This window comes from Labrys methylaminiphilus subsp. lupini, from assembly GCF_051161885.1.
Classification (GTDB): domain Bacteria; phylum Pseudomonadota; class Alphaproteobacteria; order Rhizobiales; family Labraceae; genus Labrys.
In genome coordinates, this window is record NZ_JBMDIH010000002.1 from 1,074,725 (window position 1) to 1,092,424 (window position 17,700).

At 64.4% G+C, this 17,700-nt stretch carries 21 protein-coding genes; 7 read left to right on the forward strand and 14 right to left on the reverse strand.

The genetic code is table 11. The features are described 5' to 3' along the window. Position 1: 1 nt before the first annotated feature. Positions 2-1,318, reverse strand: coding sequence for an amidase (locus ACN6KF_RS30615; RefSeq protein WP_434960650.1), 1,317 nt, complete (start codon positions 1,316-1,318; stop codon positions 2-4). A gap of 233 nt (positions 1,319-1,551) precedes the next feature. Between ACN6KF_RS30615 and ACN6KF_RS30620 the strand changes: the two genes are divergently transcribed. The 7 genes from ACN6KF_RS30620 to ACN6KF_RS30650 all read left to right on the forward strand — a co-directional run bounded on the left by ACN6KF_RS30620 (position 1,552) and on the right by ACN6KF_RS30650 (position 8,575). Then, on the forward strand, positions 1,552-2,463 hold the full coding sequence (locus tag ACN6KF_RS30620; RefSeq protein ID WP_434960651.1) for a fumarylacetoacetate hydrolase family protein: 912 nt from the start codon (positions 1,552-1,554) through the stop codon (positions 2,461-2,463). A gap of 49 nt (positions 2,464-2,512) precedes the next feature. Continuing rightward, a complete protein-coding gene (locus ACN6KF_RS30625; protein ID WP_434960652.1) occupies positions 2,513-2,971 on the forward strand; it encodes a cupin domain-containing protein in 459 nt (152 codons plus the stop codon). Between the two features lie 293 nt (positions 2,972-3,264). Continuing rightward, entirely contained in the window at positions 3,265-4,299 is a 1,035-nt protein-coding gene (locus ACN6KF_RS30630; RefSeq protein ID WP_434960653.1) for an NADP-dependent oxidoreductase, read from the forward strand. A 227-nt stretch (positions 4,300-4,526) separates the two neighbouring features. Continuing rightward, entirely contained in the window at positions 4,527-5,516 is a 990-nt protein-coding gene (locus tag ACN6KF_RS30635; RefSeq protein WP_434961350.1) for an ABC transporter substrate-binding protein, read from the forward strand. Positions 5,517-5,563: 47 nt separating this feature from the next. Next, on the forward strand, positions 5,564-6,472 hold the full coding sequence (locus tag ACN6KF_RS30640; protein WP_434960654.1) for an ABC transporter ATP-binding protein: 909 nt from the start codon (positions 5,564-5,566) through the stop codon (positions 6,470-6,472). Then, complete coding sequence (locus tag ACN6KF_RS30645; RefSeq protein ID WP_434960655.1) at positions 6,469-7,353, forward strand: ABC transporter permease; 885 nt, start codon at positions 6,469-6,471, stop codon at positions 7,351-7,353. Before ACN6KF_RS30640 ends, ACN6KF_RS30645 begins: the two co-directional genes overlap by 4 nt. Before the next feature lie 151 nt (positions 7,354-7,504). Beyond that, complete coding sequence (locus ACN6KF_RS30650) at positions 7,505-8,575, forward strand: LLM class flavin-dependent oxidoreductase (RefSeq protein ID WP_434960656.1); 1,071 nt, start codon at positions 7,505-7,507, stop codon at positions 8,573-8,575. A 16-nt stretch (positions 8,576-8,591) separates the two neighbouring features. On the opposite strand, the gene ACN6KF_RS30655 is transcribed toward ACN6KF_RS30650, so the two are convergent. From ACN6KF_RS30655 to ACN6KF_RS30715, 13 genes are all read right to left on the reverse strand, one after another. Then, a complete protein-coding gene (locus ACN6KF_RS30655) occupies positions 8,592-9,377 on the reverse strand; it encodes a putative hydro-lyase (protein ID WP_434960657.1) in 786 nt (261 codons plus the stop codon). 222 nt (positions 9,378-9,599) lie between these two features. Further along, positions 9,600-10,406 (reverse strand): type III secretion system export apparatus subunit SctT, encoded by an 807-nt coding sequence (gene sctT, locus ACN6KF_RS30660; RefSeq protein WP_434960658.1) that lies wholly within the window; start codon positions 10,404-10,406, stop codon positions 9,600-9,602. A gap of 2 nt (positions 10,407-10,408) precedes the next feature. Continuing rightward, positions 10,409-10,678: an EscS/YscS/HrcS family type III secretion system export apparatus protein gene (locus ACN6KF_RS30665; protein WP_434960659.1), complete on the reverse strand. Its 270-nt coding sequence runs from the start codon at positions 10,676-10,678 to the stop codon at positions 10,409-10,411. A 24-nt stretch (positions 10,679-10,702) separates the two neighbouring features. Beyond that, positions 10,703-11,356: a type III secretion system export apparatus subunit SctR gene (sctR, locus tag ACN6KF_RS30670; RefSeq protein ID WP_149249595.1), complete on the reverse strand. Its 654-nt coding sequence runs from the start codon at positions 11,354-11,356 to the stop codon at positions 10,703-10,705. Beyond that, a complete protein-coding gene (gene sctQ, locus ACN6KF_RS30675; RefSeq protein WP_434960660.1) occupies positions 11,349-12,362 on the reverse strand; it encodes a type III secretion system cytoplasmic ring protein SctQ in 1,014 nt (337 codons plus the stop codon). Before sctQ ends, sctR begins: the two co-directional genes overlap by 8 nt. A gap of 76 nt (positions 12,363-12,438) precedes the next feature. Further along, positions 12,439-12,939, reverse strand: a complete 501-nt coding sequence (gene sctO, locus ACN6KF_RS30680; RefSeq protein WP_434960661.1) for a type III secretion system stalk subunit SctO — start codon at positions 12,937-12,939, stop codon at positions 12,439-12,441. Continuing rightward, positions 12,932-14,284 (reverse strand): FliI/YscN family ATPase, encoded by a 1,353-nt coding sequence (locus ACN6KF_RS30685; RefSeq protein WP_434960662.1) that lies wholly within the window; start codon positions 14,282-14,284, stop codon positions 12,932-12,934. The genes sctO and ACN6KF_RS30685 overlap by 8 nt, the downstream gene beginning before the upstream one ends. After that, positions 14,281-14,880, reverse strand: a complete 600-nt coding sequence (sctL, locus tag ACN6KF_RS30690; RefSeq protein ID WP_434960663.1) for a type III secretion system stator protein SctL — start codon at positions 14,878-14,880, stop codon at positions 14,281-14,283. Before sctL ends, ACN6KF_RS30685 begins: the two co-directional genes overlap by 4 nt. A 27-nt stretch (positions 14,881-14,907) precedes the next feature. After that, positions 14,908-15,522, reverse strand: coding sequence for a hypothetical protein (locus tag ACN6KF_RS30695; protein ID WP_434960664.1), 615 nt, complete (start codon positions 15,520-15,522; stop codon positions 14,908-14,910). Beyond that, complete coding sequence (sctJ, locus tag ACN6KF_RS30700; RefSeq protein WP_434960665.1) at positions 15,519-16,331, reverse strand: type III secretion system inner membrane ring lipoprotein SctJ; 813 nt, start codon at positions 16,329-16,331, stop codon at positions 15,519-15,521. The genes ACN6KF_RS30695 and sctJ overlap by 4 nt, the downstream gene beginning before the upstream one ends. 32 nt (positions 16,332-16,363) lie before the next feature. Further along, entirely contained in the window at positions 16,364-16,798 is a 435-nt protein-coding gene (locus tag ACN6KF_RS30705) for a hypothetical protein (RefSeq protein ID WP_434960666.1), read from the reverse strand. 51 nt (positions 16,799-16,849) lie between these two features. After that, positions 16,850-17,032 carry a hypothetical protein gene (locus ACN6KF_RS30710; protein ID WP_434960667.1) on the reverse strand — a complete coding sequence of 61 codons (183 nt, stop codon included), beginning with the start codon at positions 17,030-17,032 and terminating at the stop codon, positions 16,850-16,852. Then, positions 17,029-17,676: a type III secretion protein gene (locus ACN6KF_RS30715; RefSeq protein WP_434960668.1), complete on the reverse strand. Its 648-nt coding sequence runs from the start codon at positions 17,674-17,676 to the stop codon at positions 17,029-17,031. Before ACN6KF_RS30715 ends, ACN6KF_RS30710 begins: the two co-directional genes overlap by 4 nt. Positions 17,677-17,700 lie beyond the last annotated feature (24 nt).

Sequence of the window (17,700 nt, forward strand, 5' to 3'; positions counted from 1 at the left end):
CTCAGTGCCCTGACTCGATAGATGGTGATTTTGGCAGGATCGCCTCGACGCCAGCGGCAATCTCCAGCAATTGCCGGTCACTGCCATGCCTGCCGACGAGCATGAGGCCCGTCGGCAGGCTCGACCACGGCAAGGGCAGGGAAATGGCGGTCAGATCGAACAGATTGGCCATGACGGTGTTGCGCAGGACCTGCGCATTGGTGGCGAGATAGAGTGCGTCATCGCCGATCAGCGGCGCCAACAGCGGCGGTGTGATGGCGACCGTCGGCAGCATGAGGGCATCATGAGGCCGCAGCCGCTCATCCATGGCTGCGCAGAGCCTGATACGCTCGCGCAGGGCCCGGATATAGGCGGACGCCGTGACCTCGCTGCCCTGCCGCATGCGTCTGGCGACCCGGGGATCGATGTGGGTTTCGCCGTCCTGCAGCACCTGCCAGTGAATGGCAGCTGACTCGATCGCCGGGATCGATGCCGATGGGATGGCTTGTGCCAGTGCCGTCAGGAGATCGTCGATGGTGATATCGGTCACGACGGCGCCCAGATCGGACAGATGGCGCCTGGCCCGCTCGAAGGCATCGGCCACCTTGTCGTCGAGGCCGTCGAGCAGCCGGCCTGCCGGTATGCCTAGGCGCAGGCCGGCAATCTGCTGACGCGCAAGGCCCCGGGGCTCTTCGCCCGCCATGATTGCATCGGCATCCGCGCAGGCCTGCACCGAGCGGGCGAGGGGCCCGATCGAGTCGAGCGAGGGCGAGAAAGGCAGGACGCCGTCCCTGGGATGACGCCCGGCCGTCGGCTTGAAGCCGACGATAGCGTTGAAGGCTGCCGGCACCCGGATGGAGCCGGCCGTGTCGCTGCCGATCGCGATCTCGCTGGTGCCTTCGCCGACCGAGACGCCTGCCCCCGAGGATGACCCGCCCGGAATGCGCTCCGCCGCCACCGCATTTGCCGGTGTGCCGTAATGCGGGTTGAGGCCGAGGCTGCTGAAGCCGAACTCGACCATGTTGGTCTTGCCGAGAATGACGGCGCCTGCCCGCCGCAAACGCCTCACGACAAGGGCGTCGGCCCGGGACGGCTGCCCACCGGCCAGGACCTGCGACCCGGCCAGCGTGACCTCGCCGGCGATATCGAAGAGATCCTTGATGGAGACCAGCGTGCCGTCGAGGGGTCCCAGCGTTAGCCCGGTGCGGTGGCGGGCGTCGGCCGCATCGGCCGTGGCTCGGGCCGCCTGATGATAGAGGCGGGTGAAGACATGCCGGCCACTGTCGCCACCGTCGATACGCCCGAGGACCATTTCCAGCCCGTCTCGGATCGTTTCCATGCCGCTGTCTCCCCTATCGATAGTGGCGCCAGCCTAGGCGGCTGCCCCAGCCCTCAATAGCCCCGTGAAGCAGGACAGACTGTCTCGTCGGGGCGAACGCTGTGTCCGCGCGGGGCAGCCTTCCGTGTCCATAAAGGCGAGGGCTAGATATCCACCGAGGCGACGGCTCGCCCACCACGGCTGAGCCCTGCTGCCAAGAACTGATCTGCATGAGCTGTTGTGAAGGAGTGGATATGAAGATTGCCCGTTTTCTGGGGGCGGATGGGCCCGAACTTGGCTTGGTCAAGGGAGATCGGCTGCACAGTCTGCCAAGGGCCGCCCAGGCTGCCGGACTGGCATGGTTGGCCCCGATGTTCCGCGACATTCGCTTGTTCCTGCTGGCCGATGAGCCGACGCGTGCAGCGCTGATCGGCCGGCTTCTGTCCGCCGGCGATGCCGGCTCGGTTCCCCTGGCCCAGGCCAGGCTCCTGGCGCCCATCGAGACGGGGTCGAAGATCCTCGCCCATGTCGTGAATTATCCCGGCCATGATGCGGAAGCGCGGGTGAAGATGCCCGAAAAGCCGTTCTTCTTCGTCAAGACCCCGTCATCGGTCGCCAATCCCGGCGATCCGATCTTCGCACATCCGGTATCGGCGAAGCTCGATCACGAGGTGGAGGTCGCCATCGTCATCGGACGCGCCGGTCGGGACATCCCGGCGGGGCGCGCGCTGGACCATGTCGCGGGATATACGGTCGCCAATGATGTGAGCTATCGCGACCTCCAGATGAACGAGGATTTCCCGGCCCTCAATCAGAGCTACGGCAAGAACTGGACACAGGCCAAGGGCCTCGACAATGCCTGCCCGCTCGGGCCGGTGCTGACGCTGGCCGACGAACTTGCAGAACCCTATCCGCTGGCGATGACCTGCCGGGTCAATGGCGAGATCCGCCAGAAGGCATCCACCGCGGAGATGGTCTGGAAGGTGCCGCAGCTCATCGCCGAGGTCTCCCGTGGGATGACGCTGCTGCCGGGCGACGTGATTCTGACGGGGACATGCGCCGGTGGTGGCCTTGCCGATGGCCGTTTCCTCAAGCCGGGCGACGAGGTCGTCTGCGAGATCGAGGGGCTTGGCGTCCTCATCAACAAGGTTCGCGCGGCCGCCTGATCCGCGGTTCCGCATAAGCGCGCAGCTACTATCACGAGAGGAGATGGAGATGGCCAGAACAAGAGTGGTCCGCCATGGCGACGGCGCTATGGTCGCGCCCTGGCGGGTCAAGTCATCGGGCGATTTGAGCGATGGACGCTTCGACCTGATGGTAGGGGAGGTGTCCTATCGCAGCGGCCCGCCTTTGCATCGGCACGAGGACCAGGAGGACACCTTCTATGTGCTCGAGGGCATCCTCACGGTCCAGGGCGATGAGGAGATCTTCGAGGCCGGCCCCGGCGACTTCGTGACCTTTCCGCCCGGCGTCGCCCACACCTTCGACAATCTCAAGCCGGACCAGCCGCCAGTCAAGGTGATGAACATCATGACGCCGGGCGGCTATGACCGCGCCATTGCGGCCTTCAACGAGTTGGGCCCCGAAATTGTCGATTTGGCCAAGGCGCAGGCCGTCGGCAAACGCTTCAAGGTCGAGATCGTTGGCCCGCCTATCCATGAAAAGATGGGCTGAGCCGCCGCCAGTGGCACCGGATGCAACAGGCCCTAAACCGGCCGCAACGGGAAATGGAGCTGGCCATAGAGACCGGTAACGACGTTTGCGATCCGTTGGCCGGTGACAGGGAATCCGCCGTTGCCATAGCCAGCGGTCATGACGAAGAAACGCAACTGCGCGAAAATATGAGCGGGCCGGCGATGACATTTCAATAAGCGCCCTTAAATGGAACAGGCATCCTATTCCCGGTGCGGGGCATTCCGTGGCCGGAACGAGCGTTTTGAACAGGTTAAAAGGAGGCCGGCTCGATCATGACGACGTCAACCCTTGTAAATCGGCGAATAGTGCTCGCTTCCCGGCCCGTCGGTGCGCCTTCGCCTGACAATTTCAGGGTCGAGGATGTGCCGGTCAGCGAGCCTTCGGAGGGGCAGCTCCTTCTCCAGGTCCTCTATCTCTCGCTCGATCCCTATATGCGCGGCCGCATGAGCGCGGCCAAATCCTATGCCAAGCCCGTGGCGATCGGCGATGTCATGGAAGGGGGCACCGTCGCCCGCGTGATACGCTCGCGCCATCCCGATTACAGGGAGGGCGACATCGTGCTCTCCCATTCCGGCTGGCAGAGCTTCGCGCTTTCCGATGGCGCGGGGTTGCGCAAGCTCGACCCGCAGGCGGCACCGGTGAGCACGGCGCTCGGGGTGCTCGGCATGCCCGGCTTCACGGCCTATGCGGGCTTGTTGACGATTGGCCAGCCCAAGCCAGGCGAGACCGTCGTCGTTGCCGCCGCATCCGGCGCCGTCGGCTCGGTTGTTGGTCAGATTGCCCGGATCAAGGGCGCCCGCGCCGTCGGTATCGCCGGTGGCGCGGACAAATGTGCCTTCGTGCGGGATGAACTCGGCTTCGATGCCGTGGTCGATCACCATGCTCCCGATTTCGGCGCGCAGCTCGCTGTTGCCTGCCCCGAGGGGATCGACATCTATTTCGAGAATGTCGGCGGCCGGGTATGGGATGCGGTGTTTCCGCTGCTCAACGATTTTGCCCGTATCCCTGTCTGCGGCTTGATTGCGCAATACAATGCAGGCCCCGATGCCCATCCCGGCCCCGACCGCCTGCCGCCGGTGATGCGGGATGTCCTGAGCAAGAGCCTTCTCATCCGCGGCTTCATCCAGCGCGAATTCGCCGACCAGCGCCCGGCCTTCTATCGGGAGGCGGCGGAATGGATCGCCTCGGGGCGCCTTCGCTACAAGGAGGATATCGTGGACGGGTTGGACAAGGCGCCCGAAGCCTTTATCGGGCTGCTCGAAGGTCGCAATTTCGGCAAGCTCGCCGTGCGTGTTGCCCCCGAATAGCGTCCGAGCCTCTCCCTCGAGAGCCGGGCTATCCCGCGGGGTCGGCTCGCCGAGTGGGCATTGGCCGGTCTCGATCCTGGGCTGCGTGCAAACAAACAGCGAGCCGGGCAGCCTATCGGCGGCGCGAATCGCTGTTTCGCATAAAATTGACTAATTCAATAGACTTTCTATATTTGAGAGGATTCTGAGCGACGAGCGGGTGTTTCATGAAACGTCATTTGCGGGCGATGGTTGGGGTGCTGGCCGGCGCGGGGTTGCTGATCGCCTCAGCGGCACGGGCCGAAGAGGGCAAATTGCGCATCGCCCAGCAATTCGGCGTCGTCTATCTCACGCTTAATGTCGCACAGGCGCAGAAGCTGTTCGAAAAGCACGGGAAGGCCGCAGGCATCGACATCAATGTCGAATTCGTCAAGCTCTCGGGCGGGGCGGCGGTGAACGATGCGCTGCTATCGGGCAGCATCGACATTGCGGGGGCAGGCGTCGGACCGCTGTTCACGCTGTGGGACCGCACCCACGGCAGGCAGAACGTCAAGGGCGTCGCCTCGCTCGGCAATTTCCCCTACTACCTCGTCACCAACAACGCCAATGTGAAGACGATTGCCGACTTCACCGACAAGGATCGCATCGCGCTGCCGGCCGTCGGCGTTTCGGTGCAATCGCGCATCCTGCAATGGGCCTCGGCCAAGCAATGGGGCGATGCGGATTATGCCAGGCTGGACCAGATCTCGGTCGCGCTGCCGCATCCGGAAGCCGCCGCGGCGGTGATCAAGGGCGGCACCGAAATCACGGCCCATTTCGGCAATCCCCCGTTCCAGGAACAGGAACTCGCCGAAAATCCGAAGGCCCACATCGTTCTCAAATCCTATGACGTGCAGGGTGGGCCGGCCTCCTCGACGGTGCTCTACGCCACGGAGAAATTCGTCAAGGACAGCCCCAAGACCTACAGGGCCTTCCTCGACGGTCTCGATGAAGCCGCCAAGTTCATCCGCGACAATCCCGAGGCGGCGGCCGATATCTATCTGGAGGTGACGGGCGCCAAGACCGACCGGAAGCTGCTCCTGCAGATCATCAAGAACCCGGAAGTGAGCTTCAAGATCGCCCCCGACAACACGCTGGGGCTCGGCCAGTTCCTGCACCGCGTCGGCGCCATCAAGAACGAGCCGAAGAGTCTTTCGGACTATTTCTTCGATGAGCCTCGCATTTCCGGCGGCAGCTGAATGCTTCGTTCCAAGGAAGACTTTGAGATGGGTGATCGGTAGACCGCATGACGGACAGCCTCCTGCACGGTTTTTCCAAGCCTGCTTTTCGCAGGCCGCGCGACGTTCCGCGTGCGCTGCAGCCCGTTGCCGAGAGCGGCTTGCCAGGGCCGCTGCTGCAGGCACGCTCGGTGACCCTGGAATATGTGACCCGCCATCAGGTCGTCCGGGCCACGCATAGGGTGGATCTCGATGTCTATGAGGGTGATCGTTTCGTCCTGCTCGGGCCGTCGGGTTGCGGCAAGTCCACGCTGTTGAAGGCGGCGGCGGGGTTCATCAGGCCGGTCGAAGGCGAATTCGTGCTCAGGGGGCGGCCGATACGCGCGCCGGGTCCTGACCGTATCGTCGTCTTCCAGGAGTTTGATCAACTGCCGCCGTGGAAGACGGTGTTGCAGAACGTGGTCTTCCCGCTCGTTGCTTCGGGAAGCCTGCCGCGTCAGCGGGCGCGGGAGCGGGCCCTGCATTACCTTGACAAGGTGGGCCTCGTTACCTTTGCAAACGTCTTCCCGCACCAGCTCTCGGGCGGCATGAAGCAGCGGGTGGCGATCGCCAGGGCGCTCGCCATGCAGCCGGAGATCCTCTTGATGGACGAGCCTTTCGCGGCGCTTGATGCCCTGACGCGGCGCAAGATGCAGGAGGAACTGCTGCAATTGTGGGATGAGGTCCGTTTCACCCTGTTGTTCGTCACCCATTCCATCGAGGAAGCGCTTGTCGTCGGCAACCGCGTAGCGCTGCTCTCGCCGCGCCCGGGCCGGGTGCGCGCAGAGATCAACAGCCACGAATGGGACCTGACGAGCGTCGGCGGAACGGCCTTCCAGGCTGCGAGCCAGCGTATCCATCGCCTGCTGTTCGAGGAGGAGAGCGCAGAAGTGCAGGGGGCAGTCGAGGCGAGGGTCGGTTGGAGAGGGCAGGCATGAGTACGGCCGTGAATGGGCCGCTCGTTCCACCGGTCCGCCCGGAATTCGAGCACGACCTGGCGCCCTTCATCGAAGTGGCGCTCGAACGCCGGCTGCCGCTGGCGACCCGCCTGTGGCAGCAGGGTTGGCTGCGCAAGGGCCTGATACTCATCGTCCTCGCGCTCTTGTGGGAGATTTCGGCTCGCTATCAGGACAATGATCTGCTGTTGCCGACCTTCACGGCGACCGCACGGGCCTTCGCTGCCGATATGGCCAGCGGCGAACTGCCCGAGCGGGTGCGGCTGTCGCTCCTCGTCCTCGTCCAGGGGTATCTCGCCGGTATCGTGCTCGCCTTCGCGCTGACCACGCTCGCCGTCGCCACCCAATTGGGCCGGGACCTTTTGTCGACGCTGACGGCCATGTTCAACCCGCTACCCGCCATCGCCCTGCTTCCTCTGGCGCTGCTGTGGTTCGGGCTCGGTGCCGGAAGCCTGATCTTCGTGCTTATCCATTCAGTGTTGTGGCCGCTTTCCCTCAACATCTTCGCCGGTTTCCAGGCCGTGCCAGAGACCCTGCGCATGACGGGCCGCAATTACGGCCTGCGGGGCGTACGTTATGTTTTTCAGATCCTGGTGCCCGCTGCATTGCCGGCGATTCTCTCGGGGCTGAAGATTGGGTGGGCCTTTGCGTGGCGGACGCTGATCGCGGCGGAACTGGTGTTTGGCGCCTCGTCCGGCAAGGGCGGGCTCGGCTGGTTCATCTTTCAAAACCGCAACGAGCTCTACACCGACCGTGTCTTCGCTGGCCTCGCCCTCGTGATCCTGATCGGTCTGGTCATGGAGAACGTGGTGTTCGCGACGCTGGAAAGGATCACCATCCGCCGCTGGGGGCAGGTGCGCTGATCTCGGCTTACCTCAAAGTCACATGCTAGGGGCGCGGACGCTTCGGGACATCGGGAATGATCACGGAAAGACGAACCATGTCGAACAGGATCGCATGCCACGCCGGCAATCATGACGGCTCCGCAGCCACGGGCAATGGCAGGCCGAACCCATGAGTGGGACTGGCGAATATCTATGGTACATCCCCAATGACATCAGGGCCGGCCATCGCGGTGATTCAGCCGTCGAGGATCACAACAGCCTGGAAACGCTGACTCGTCAGGCCAGGGCCCTGGAGGACCATGGCTGGAAGGGGGCGCTGATCGGCACCGGCTGGGGCCGGCCCGATACCTTCACCCTCGCCACTGCCCTTACCGTGCGAACCTCGACCTTCGAACCGTTGATCGCCATCCGGCCCGGCTATTGGCAGCCGGCCCAGTTCGCCTCCGCCGCGGCCACGCTTGATCAGCTGAGCGGCGGCCGCGTGCGCGTGAACGTCGTGTCGGGCCTGGATAAACTGGCGGCCTATGGCGATGCCGAGGGGGAGCAGGCGCATCGCTATGCCCGCACCCGGGAATTCATGCGCCTCGTGCGCAGGCTTTGGACCGAAGAGAACGTCACCTTTGACGGTGAGCATTTCCGGGTTGTCGCTTCCACTGCGGCGCCACGCATTTCCCCGCATGGCCAGCGTCGACATCCCAGGCTCTATTTCGGCGGCGCCTCGGAGGCGGCGGAGCGCGTGGCCGCAACCGAGGCCGATGTCCAGCTTTTCTGGGGAGAGCCGTTTGGCGGCGTACGGGAGCGGATCGAACGCCTCAGGGCCTTGAGCACGGCACTCGACCGCGATCTTCCGCCTTTGGAGTTCGGCTTGCGGATCACCACGCTGGTCCGCGACACGACAGAGCAGGCCTGGGCCGATGCCGAGGCGAAGGTCGCCGAGATGGCCAGGACCAATGGTGCCGGCTGGCATGACCATCGCCAGGCCGTCGCCGAGGGGCAGCGCAGGCTGCTCGATCTCTCCTCGCGCGGCGACGTGCTCGACGACAATCTCTATACCGCTCCCGGCAAGTTCGGCGGAGGCGGCGCCGGCACGACTTGGCTGGTCGGCTCGGCTGCCGATGTCGCCCGTTCGCTGCGCAAATACCGGGAGCTCGGCATCACGCATTTCGTGCTTTCCGATACGCCCTATCTCTCCGAGATCAAGCGGCAGGGCAAACAATTGCTGCCGCTGCTGCGCTATTGACGCCGGTACCGAACAGCTAGAACAGCCGGATCTGGCCGACGTCGGCATCCGCGTCGAGGTCGGTTATCAGCATATGCCCCGGCGTATTGGTGATGAACATCTCCGGCGTCGAGCATTTCAGTACGCTTTGCGCCGTCAGGCCTGAAGCCCAGAACACGGGAATCTCGTCGGGTCGGACATCGACCGCATCGCCCCAGTCGGGGCTATCGACCTCGTCAATGCCGATCTCGGCGGGATCGCCGACATGGACCGGCGAGCCATGGGCGTGTGGAAACCGCGCCGTCATGGCGCGAACCCTGTCGACGAGGTCCTTTCGGATCGGCCGCATCGACACGACCATGTAGCCCCCGAACACGCCCACGCTCTGGGTACGGATAGAAGAGCGATAGAGGGGTACGTTCTGGCTCATGGCGACATGGCGCACCTCGATGCGGTTTTGCTGAAGCATGTGCTCGAAGGTGAACGTTCCACCGAGTGCAAAGGCGACCAGATCCTCGCGCCACAGGCTGATGATGTCGCTCCTGCTCCAGATCTGCGGACCGGCATGAAAGACATCATATTGGGGCAGGTCGGTACGCACGTCGATCTCGCCGAGAGTCGGCAGGCTTGGGTCTCCAGCCTGGTTGACGCCCACCAGGGGCAGCGATTTGGGATTGCGCATGCAATATTCCAGGAAGTTGTCGGCGAGGCTGTTCGGCAAGATGACGACGTCCGCTTGCAGCCTGCCATCCGCCAACCCGGCGGTGTGACCGCGATAGTGGCCGAGCCGGATCGCTTCGCGCAGACTGGTAGCACCAACCATGCGGAATTCTTCGTACCTCGTCGCGATATGTGGACGTCCCATTGATCTCTGTGGCCCCCTGCTTGTCGCGAGAGTAGAGAAATCCCGAGCAAGCAATTAGAATTATTGTATTTTCTGGTTCTTTCGAAGGATGGATCAGCTCTTTGTCGTTCGACTGCCGGCCCGAGCACTCACACAGCTTCCATATGGCCTGGCAGTCTGTTTTTGCTTTTGCGACCATCGCTACCTCGCTCCACCGACAAGCGCCTTGAGGTCGCTCACGCCCTGGTTCAGGAAGGCGAGGCTGCCGGTCATGTAATGGACGAGGAAGGCGGCATAGAGCACCGAGACGAGGCTGAAGACGAGGGTCTTCACCACCAGCGACAGCGCAAAGATGTTGAGGTGTGGCGAGGCGCGGGCCAGAAAGGCGAGGATGACGTCGGAGAGCAGCAGGCTGACGATCAGTGGAGCCACCAGCGTCAGTGCCATGCCCAGGATTCGGGTCAGCAAGGTGAGGAGGATGGCGCCGGCGTCGCGGCTGAAGATTGGCGAGAGGCTGTCGATCGCCCATAATGCATAGCTGTCGTAGAGTGTGCTCAAGGTGTGGTGGAGGCCGCCGGCGGCCAGATAGATGCCCACCATGACGATCATGAGAAGCGTGCCGGTGGCGCTCGTCTCGTGGGTCATCATCGGATCGATCAGCGTGCCCATGGTCGAGCCGCGCTGCAGATCGACGATGTTGCCGGCGGCCTCGGCCGCCCAGAACGGTATGCCGAGCACGAAGCCGAGCAGGGCGCCGATCACAACTTCCTTGAACATCAGCATGAGCATCATGGGTGCGTCTACATGACCCCGGCCGGCGATCTCGACGGTCATCGGGATGACCGGCAGCGCCAGCGCCAGCGCCACGCCCGTGCGCAAGATTCCCGCCAGCCGGGTTCGGGAAAACAGCGGCATCAGCGCAACCAGGCCGACGATGCGCGCCGTGGCCAGGGCGCTTGCGAGGATAAGGGTTTCCAGCCCCTTGAGGGATGCAAACAGGTTTTCCATGACTAGCGCGTCACGACAGGAAACTCGTCCATGACCTTGGACGCCTCATTGGCGATCTGGTAGCCGAGGAGCGGGCCGACCAGCAGGATGACCACGAGGACGACGACAAGCTTGACGGTCTGCGGCAGGCTCTGGTCCTGGATCTGGGTCAACGCCTGCGCAAAGCCGATGAGCAGGCCGACGACCAGGGCTGCGACGATGGCAGGGCCAGAGAGGATCAGCACCATCCACAGGGCGCTCTGGACCTTGGCGAGGATGAAATCATTGGCCATTGGACGGTCCTTGCGGTGCAACCTTCAATTGTAGCTGAGGATGAGGCCGTGCATCAGGCGCGACCAGCCGTCGATCGCCACGAAGAGAAGCAGTTTGAGAGGAATGGAAATCAGCGTCGGAGAGACCATGATCATGCCCAGCGTCATCAGCACATTGGCGACCACCACATCGATGATGAGGAAGGGCAGATAGAGCAGGAAGCCGATCTCGAAGGCCCGCGTCAGTTCGGAAGCGACAAAGGCAGGCACCAGGATCTGCAGGTCGTCATCCTTGACCTCGGCCCGCGTCTGCTCGGGCCATAGCCGCTTGGTGCCGTCCAGGAAGAACTGACGCTCCTGCGGCTGGGTGTAGCGCAGCAAATGCTGCTTGAGCGGCTCGCGTGCCAGTTCGGCTGCGCGCGTCAGGTCCTGCGTGGTCTGGAACTGAATGTTTTCCTGCTGCAGTCGCCCTGAGATTTCGCCGATCAAGGGTGTCGTCACATAGACCGTCAGCACCAGGGCGATGCCGTAGATCACCAGATTGGGCGGTGTCTGCTGGACGCCGAGTGCATTGCGGATGAGGAAGAGGACGACGGAGATCTTCAGGAAACCCGTCATGGTCACCACGGCCAACGGCAGAATGCCGACCAAGCCGACCGCGACGAGAAGGCCGAGAAGATTGGGCGAACCCTCAAGCATCGGCGGAAATGCGAACGATACGCACTCCCATGCCGTCACCGACCTTCACGATCTCCCCGCGTCCGATGCGCTTGCCATTGGCTACGAGATCGACCGTGGGGTCGGAAAGCTCGGGCAGTGGCACGATGGATCCGGCAGCGAGCCGGCTGACCTCGTGCAGCGGCATGGTCATGCGGGCGAGTTCGAAGACGACGGTCACCGGCAAATCCTCCAGGCCCGTGTCGTCAGGCCGACCGCTCGCCGATTGTGGCTCATCCATGATCCATCCCCATCTCGTTTTGCTGATCGGCATCGGCGCCGAAACAAGTCTGCCGCTCTGCCCGATCGGCTCGGCCAGCGCCGCCCGACGCTCGGCCAGCACCATCAGGACCGTCTGCGCTCCGCGGGTCCAACCGTCGGCCATGACGACGTCGCCAGGCTGGAGGGAACGCAATTCCCCAATGGAGAGGCTGGTCGCGGCCCACCAGAGGCTGACGGGCAGCGGCAGGCCGAGCCGATGTGCCGTGGGCGTGTCCGATGCGGCATCGAGGAGGCCACCGATCTTGGTGGCGAGCTCAGCGTTCGCTTGCAGGAGACAGGTACCGTCGGCCTGGCCGGTGGTCCGGACAGCGAACGCGAAAGGCATATCGGCTACGCGGTCGAGAGGGGCGACCGCGATCAGCTCGATCGCCTCGTCCAGTTGCCGTTCCAGCCAGGTGATCTCCTCGCGCAGGAAGGATTCCAGCAGCAAGGCGGCATGGGTGGGGGCCGGCGGGCCGGCGGTGATACCGGGGTTGGCTCGTATCAGCCAACGTTCGAGCACTGCGCGCGTGAGGCAAAGCCGGCCTCTTGCGGCACCGAATTTGAAGTCGATGGCTGTGACGTTGCCCAGATCCATCGCCGGCAGCGGCCATCGGGCAGAAAGGAAGAACTCCTCGCCGGCAATGCGGATCCTCGCAGGCTGACGATGGCGATAGAAAGCGTTGAAGGCAGCGGCGTCCGCGGCGCCGATCGCTTGCAGGCGCACAGCCGAGACCGTGGATCCGACTGAAGGGCGCTGTTGCGTTTTTCCAAGTACCATTAGTCTCTGATGCATGCGAAAATCACGCTCTTACTGGCCTGGGCTTTGACGCGCCCGCGAGGGTTGCTTCCTCCTCGATCATCATTTCCTCGATCGCTTCCTGCCGGCGCACGCTGCGCGATCGCAGATCGTCGACGAGACGGGTCAGTTTCTCGATGGCCTTGCGCCGGGCGTGATGGTCCTCGCGTGCCTGCGCCAGTTTCTGCTGCTGCTCGGTTTCAGCCTGCCTTGCCTCTTCCGTCGCCTGCCGCAGCTGTTCCACTTCGCTTGCGGTCAACTGGAAGCGGCCGCGCAGCCGCAGCAGATCCTGTGCCGTCAGCGCCTGGCGCATGAGATCGGCAAACGAGGCTCGTTCGTCGGCTGCGGCCCGTTCGAGCCGGGTGTCGAGAGCAGTGGCCGCCGATTGCGCCTGGTCCTGTGCCTCACGAGCCAGGCGTTGCCTGCGGACAACCGCTTCCAGGGCGCGTCGCTCCCGCAAGCTGCGGATCTTGTGGAGCTGGGAAATCACCGCCTGCCTAGCCATTGACGATATCCCGCAAGCGCTCGGTGGTACGCTCCATGGCTTCCTGCTGGTCGGAGGGTTGCCGCAGGAAGGCGTTGATCCGGTCGATCTTGGTGACAGCTTCGTCAGCGACGGCGTCGCTGCCCTTCTGGTACTCGCCGATGCGCACCAGCAGTTCCACCTCGGTGTGGCGCGACATCAACTCGCGTATATGGGTTGCATCCGCCCGGTGCTGTTGCGAGATCACCTTATTCATCAGGCGGCTTCTGCTGCGCAGGACGTCGATCGCCGGGAAATGATCACGCCGGGCAAGATCGCTCGACAGGAAGACATGGCCGTCGAGTAGCGCCTGCAGTTCCTCCGCGACGGGGTCGAGCGTACCGTCGCCCTCGAGCAGGACGCTGTAGAGGCCGGTGATGGTCCCGGTCTGGCCTGGGCCGGCCCGTTCCAGCAAGCGCGGCAGCGCCGCGAACAGGGAGGGGGGAAAGCCGCGCCGTGTCGGCGGTTCACCCGAAGCCAGGCCGATTTCGCGCTGGGCGCGGGCGAAACGGGTGATGTTGTCCATCGCCAGCAGGACGTGGCGGCCCTGGTCGCGGAAATATTCGGCGATGGTGGTGGCGACGAAGGCCGCCTTGACGCGTTCGATGGCCGGTCTGTCCGAGGTCGCGGCGACGATGATGGTACGCGCCATGCCCTCGGGGCCCAGCGCATGCTCGACGAATTCACGGACCTCACGGCCGCGCTCGCCCACCAGCGCGACGACGGCGACATCCGCGTCGGTGCCGCGCACGATATTGGCGAGCAGGGTCGATTTGCCGATACCCGGCTCGCCGAACAGGCCGATGCGCTGGCCGCGGGCGCAGGTGAGCATCCCGTCCAGCGCACGGATGCCGAGCTGGATCGGCTCGCTGATCAACCCGCGAGAAAGCGGCGAGGGGGGATAGGCATGCACGGGGCGCTGGTCCTCGAGCGTATCGGCGTGAAGCGGCCGGCCGTCGAGCGGCTCGCCGAGGGCGCTCACCACGCGACCGAGCAGGCCGGGACCGACGCCGATCTGCAATTGTGCGGCGACGGGGATCACTTCCGTCAGGCTCGACAGGCCGGCGAGGTCGTCGAGCGGGACCAGCACCGCCGAGCCATCGGAAATGCCGACGACCTCGGCTCTGACGCGGCGGCCCGTCTTCGGATCGACCAGGTCGCAGATTTCGCCGAGCCGCGCCTCTTCCACTGTGGCATGGATGACGACGCCGACGACCTCGCGCACCCGCCCGCTGCGTCCCCGCTGATGTTCTTCGCGCAGCCGCCTGCCAAGGCGCGGAACGATATCGGCGAGCCTCGCGTCGATGTCGATGGAGGCGTTGGTCATGACACCGCCTTTCTCGCCGATCCAAGCGCAGCGGCGATGGCGTCGAGCTGGGTAGCAACACTGGCATCGATCACGGCGGCCTCGCTTGCTACGATGCAGGCGTCGCGGGCGAGGGCAGGGTCCGTCGTGGTCTCGATCGGAAAGCCGAATTGCCGCTCCCGCAGGAGTGCTTCGAGTTCTTTGCGAACCCTGTCATGCGCGTCGGGGTGAACGGTGAGCCTGAGATATTTGGCCTGCCTGACCTCGGAAACGGCCTGGCGGGCGATCTTGGCGACGAGCTCGTCGAGGTCGAAACTGCCCAGCATGCGCCGGGTGACCTCCAGCACCAGATCGGTCACCTGGTTTTCAACGCCCTGGAAATAGCGATCGAGCTTGGCCGTCGTTTCGGTGACGAGATGGGCTGCCTCCTGCTTGCCCTTGGCAAGCCCGTCCTCATAGCCTTGCGCATATTCGGCGGCATAGGCCCGGCGGCCGGCCTCGCGCAGGCGTTCGGCGTCCTGTTGCGCCGCTTCCAGAAAGCCATAGCCGTCCTGCCAGGCTTTTGCCTCCGCCGCGCGCAGGATGCGCCCGGTCGGGCGCTTGGGTCGATCGGCCAACGGCCCTGTGTCCTGCCCCGCCATCCCCTACCTCGAGCTTGCGGCCCGCCGCACGATCGGCGGGCCCAATTGCGCAAAAGGCGTCGGTGCGACGTCGTCGAGTTCCGGGCTGGGAGGAAGCTTGAGACGAACGCGCGTCCCCACCCCCGCGGGCATGGCGTCGCACCAGGCGCCGAGACAGCGCCAGCCATCGGCCGCAACCCGCTCCGCCAGGTCATCGATCGGATCGAGTTCCTGTTCGGGACCGGTGAGGTCGCGATTGACCACCGCGAATTCGCACAGGGCCTCGCCGAGCTGCGCATGCAGTGCTGCCGTCGTCTCGCGGCGGATCACGCCGGCGAACGACGCAGCCCAATAAATCGCTCCGGCCTTCAGTGCGATGTCGGCCAGCCGGTCCGCATCGCAAAGCGCGATAGGCCGGTCGTTTTCGTCGACCTCCGGTTCCTGGCGGGAAAAGCCGTAATGGTCACCGATCAGGCTCGAAAGCCGCGTCTCCAGCCGTTCGGCGGAGAGCATATGCGCGCAGGCCTCGTCACCGAGCGTGCCGCCGAAACAGGGAACCAGGCGGGAGGCAATGGCATGAAGGGCCGGTTTGTGCAGAAAGGACTGCCAAGCGTCGGCGGTGTCGACCGTGTCGGTCATGGCGCCCTCTTCACGGCACGAAGAGCGGGGGAGCCGTCGAGGGCGTAGACATCGCGTCGCCGCCGCCAGTGAAGATAGGCCAGGCTCCCGGCCAAAAGCACGACCATGGCGACGAGCCCATAGACGATCCAAATCGCACGCACCAGATCGTCGGGATGCAGCCAGATGCCCAGGAAGTTCGTGAGGCCCGGCTCGCTAGTCGCCGGCTCGGCCGGTGCCGCGACCGGCACGAGGATGACGGAGACATTGTCGTAGGTCAGTCCGGCAACGCCGTTGGCGACCAGCATCTTCACCTGCGGCACCAGTTCCTTCATGTCGACCGAGGTGCGGTGGCGGATGAAGACCGATGCCGAGGACGGCACCAATTGCTGCTTAAGTGGATCGTTCTCCGGCAGCACGAGATGCACGCGGGCGGACAGGACGCCGTCGATGTCGGAAATGGTTTGCGAGAGCTCCTGGCTGAGCCCGTAGATCATCGCAGCGCGCTCTTCTACTGGGGAGGAGACCAGCCCGTCGCGCTTGAACACCTGGCCGAGGGTCGCGAACTTCTCCTTTGGCAGCCCGATCGCATCGAGCACGGACATGGCTTCGGCAAAGCGGGCCTTGTCGACCAGGACGGTCACCGTGCCCTCCTTGTCGATCTGGCGTTGGGCGGGAATGCCCTTGCGCACCAGAGCGGCGACGACTTCGTTGCCCTGGCGCTGGCTGAGCCCCGTATAGAGTTCCACCGTGCAGGCCTGCAGGAACAGCACGCCGACAAGGGCAAAGACGGTGCCGAACCGGCGCAGCCAGGCCGGCAACCGATGCATCGATACTGGCCTCACGGAGCCCCCGCCACGCACTATTGCTGTTTGATCAGCGTGTTGACCGAGCCAGTGGCGGCTGTCACGCTGTTGATGGCGACGGAGACATTGGCCGCCGCCCACATGAAGGAAATGGCGCGATCCAGCGTCAGATCCGCGTTCGGCTGTCCCGGCGCCCGTTCATTGCCGGCCGGGCTATTGCCGGCTCCTTCGCTGGCCGACGAGGCGACGCCCGCCTGCGGGCCGTTCTTGGCAAAGGCAGACTGGGCCTGCTGCACCACCCCTTCGAGCGAATGGAGGGCACCGCCGACGAGAGCAGCGGGATCATTGGGCTGCCCGGTTTTCCCGACGCTCTTTTCCATTTCCACGAGATAGTCGAAGAGCTGGTGCTCGACATTCGCCTGGGGCTGGGTCGGCTGGGACTGGCTGGGCGCCGCCGAAACCGCGCCGATGGCAGCGTCTGCAAGCTGCATGTTCATTCCTCATCGATCGCCGATTGCGGGTGGCTGCCTCCCGGCTCCGGCTCAGCCTTCCTCGTTACGGGCCTGCTGCATGCCTTCGAGAGCCCGGTCACCCTGTTGCTGGGCCATGCTCACGGCAAAGTTGGCGAGGGTTTCTTCCATCTGCTTTTGAAGGGCTGCTTCCTGGCTTTCCTTGGTCGGATCGGGCTGGTTGGTCGGGCTGATGCCGTTGCTCTCGATCTTCATTTGCTTTCTCCTGGATGCTTGGCGGCGGGCGGGGTCTCGACCTCGGTGCGCCGGCCTCGGAAAACACGTACAGGCACGACATTTTCAGCCGAACCGTCGACTTCGCGCGCCCAGGCGGGGCCGGACGGCTCCGTCATCACGCCGAGCGCCTTGCGAACGGCGTCGATATAGGCGGGCGGACCGGAGACCGAGACGACCCGCTCGTTCTGGGCGATCTTGATGGGATAGCGCGCATCGGCGACGCCGAGTTCAAGCAGCCGTCCGGGAATGCCAGGCAGGGCTGTTGCATCGACCTTGAACATGTCGGTGCGCATTTCGGCCTCGGTCGCCACAGCCAGGCTGGAGCCATCATAATACCAAACCAGGCCGTAGCGGTCGCAAACCCATTGCAGGAACTCGCGGGCCGTTCCCATCGGCATGCCGGCACTCAACCGCCCCTTCACCCCGTCGGTGAGCTTCACCGGGACGTGAATGTTGCGGCCGAACTCGGTCAAGGCGTCGCGAACCGACTGGTCGATGATGATGTATTTGTAGGGGCCGGAAGGCCACTCAGGTTCCGCCGCACGCGCCGGCAACGCCGCCACGCCCAGGCACAATCCGACTGCGAAGCCGAGAATGGCGGGAGACCGACGGTTCGTCCCCATGGCCATCCTGCTGGTTTCAATTTC

Coding starts and splice junctions, on each gene's coding strand:
- ACN6KF_RS30615 (WP_434960650.1), bottom strand. CDS start 1,318: ATGGAAACGATCCGAGACGGGCTGGAAATGGTCCTCGGGCGTATCGAC.
- ACN6KF_RS30620 (WP_434960651.1), top strand. CDS start 1,552: ATGAAGATTGCCCGTTTTCTGGGGGCGGATGGGCCCGAACTTGGCTTG.
- ACN6KF_RS30625 (WP_434960652.1), top strand. CDS start 2,513: ATGGCCAGAACAAGAGTGGTCCGCCATGGCGACGGCGCTATGGTCGCG.
- ACN6KF_RS30630 (WP_434960653.1), top strand. CDS start 3,265: ATGACGACGTCAACCCTTGTAAATCGGCGAATAGTGCTCGCTTCCCGG.
- ACN6KF_RS30635 (WP_434961350.1), top strand. CDS start 4,527: ATGGTTGGGGTGCTGGCCGGCGCGGGGTTGCTGATCGCCTCAGCGGCA.
- ACN6KF_RS30640 (WP_434960654.1), top strand. CDS start 5,564: ATGACGGACAGCCTCCTGCACGGTTTTTCCAAGCCTGCTTTTCGCAGG.
- ACN6KF_RS30645 (WP_434960655.1), top strand. CDS start 6,469: ATGAGTACGGCCGTGAATGGGCCGCTCGTTCCACCGGTCCGCCCGGAA.
- ACN6KF_RS30650 (WP_434960656.1), top strand. CDS start 7,505: ATGAGTGGGACTGGCGAATATCTATGGTACATCCCCAATGACATCAGG.
- ACN6KF_RS30655 (WP_434960657.1), bottom strand. CDS start 9,377: ATGGTTGGTGCTACCAGTCTGCGCGAAGCGATCCGGCTCGGCCACTAT.
- sctT (WP_434960658.1), bottom strand. CDS start 10,406: ATGGAAAACCTGTTTGCATCCCTCAAGGGGCTGGAAACCCTTATCCTC.
- ACN6KF_RS30665 (WP_434960659.1), bottom strand. CDS start 10,678: ATGGCCAATGATTTCATCCTCGCCAAGGTCCAGAGCGCCCTGTGGATG.
- sctR (WP_149249595.1), bottom strand. CDS start 11,356: ATGCTTGAGGGTTCGCCCAATCTTCTCGGCCTTCTCGTCGCGGTCGGC.
- sctO (WP_434960661.1), bottom strand. CDS start 12,939: ATGGCTAGGCAGGCGGTGATTTCCCAGCTCCACAAGATCCGCAGCTTG.
- ACN6KF_RS30685 (WP_434960662.1), bottom strand. CDS start 14,284: ATGACCAACGCCTCCATCGACATCGACGCGAGGCTCGCCGATATCGTT.
- ACN6KF_RS30695 (WP_434960664.1), bottom strand. CDS start 15,522: ATGACCGACACGGTCGACACCGCCGACGCTTGGCAGTCCTTTCTGCAC.
- sctJ (WP_434960665.1), bottom strand. CDS start 16,331: ATGCATCGGTTGCCGGCCTGGCTGCGCCGGTTCGGCACCGTCTTTGCC.
- ACN6KF_RS30705 (WP_434960666.1), bottom strand. CDS start 16,798: ATGCAGCTTGCAGACGCTGCCATCGGCGCGGTTTCGGCGGCGCCCAGC.
- ACN6KF_RS30710 (WP_434960667.1), bottom strand. CDS start 17,032: ATGAAGATCGAGAGCAACGGCATCAGCCCGACCAACCAGCCCGATCCG.
- ACN6KF_RS30715 (WP_434960668.1), bottom strand. CDS start 17,676: ATGGGGACGAACCGTCGGTCTCCCGCCATTCTCGGCTTCGCAGTCGGA.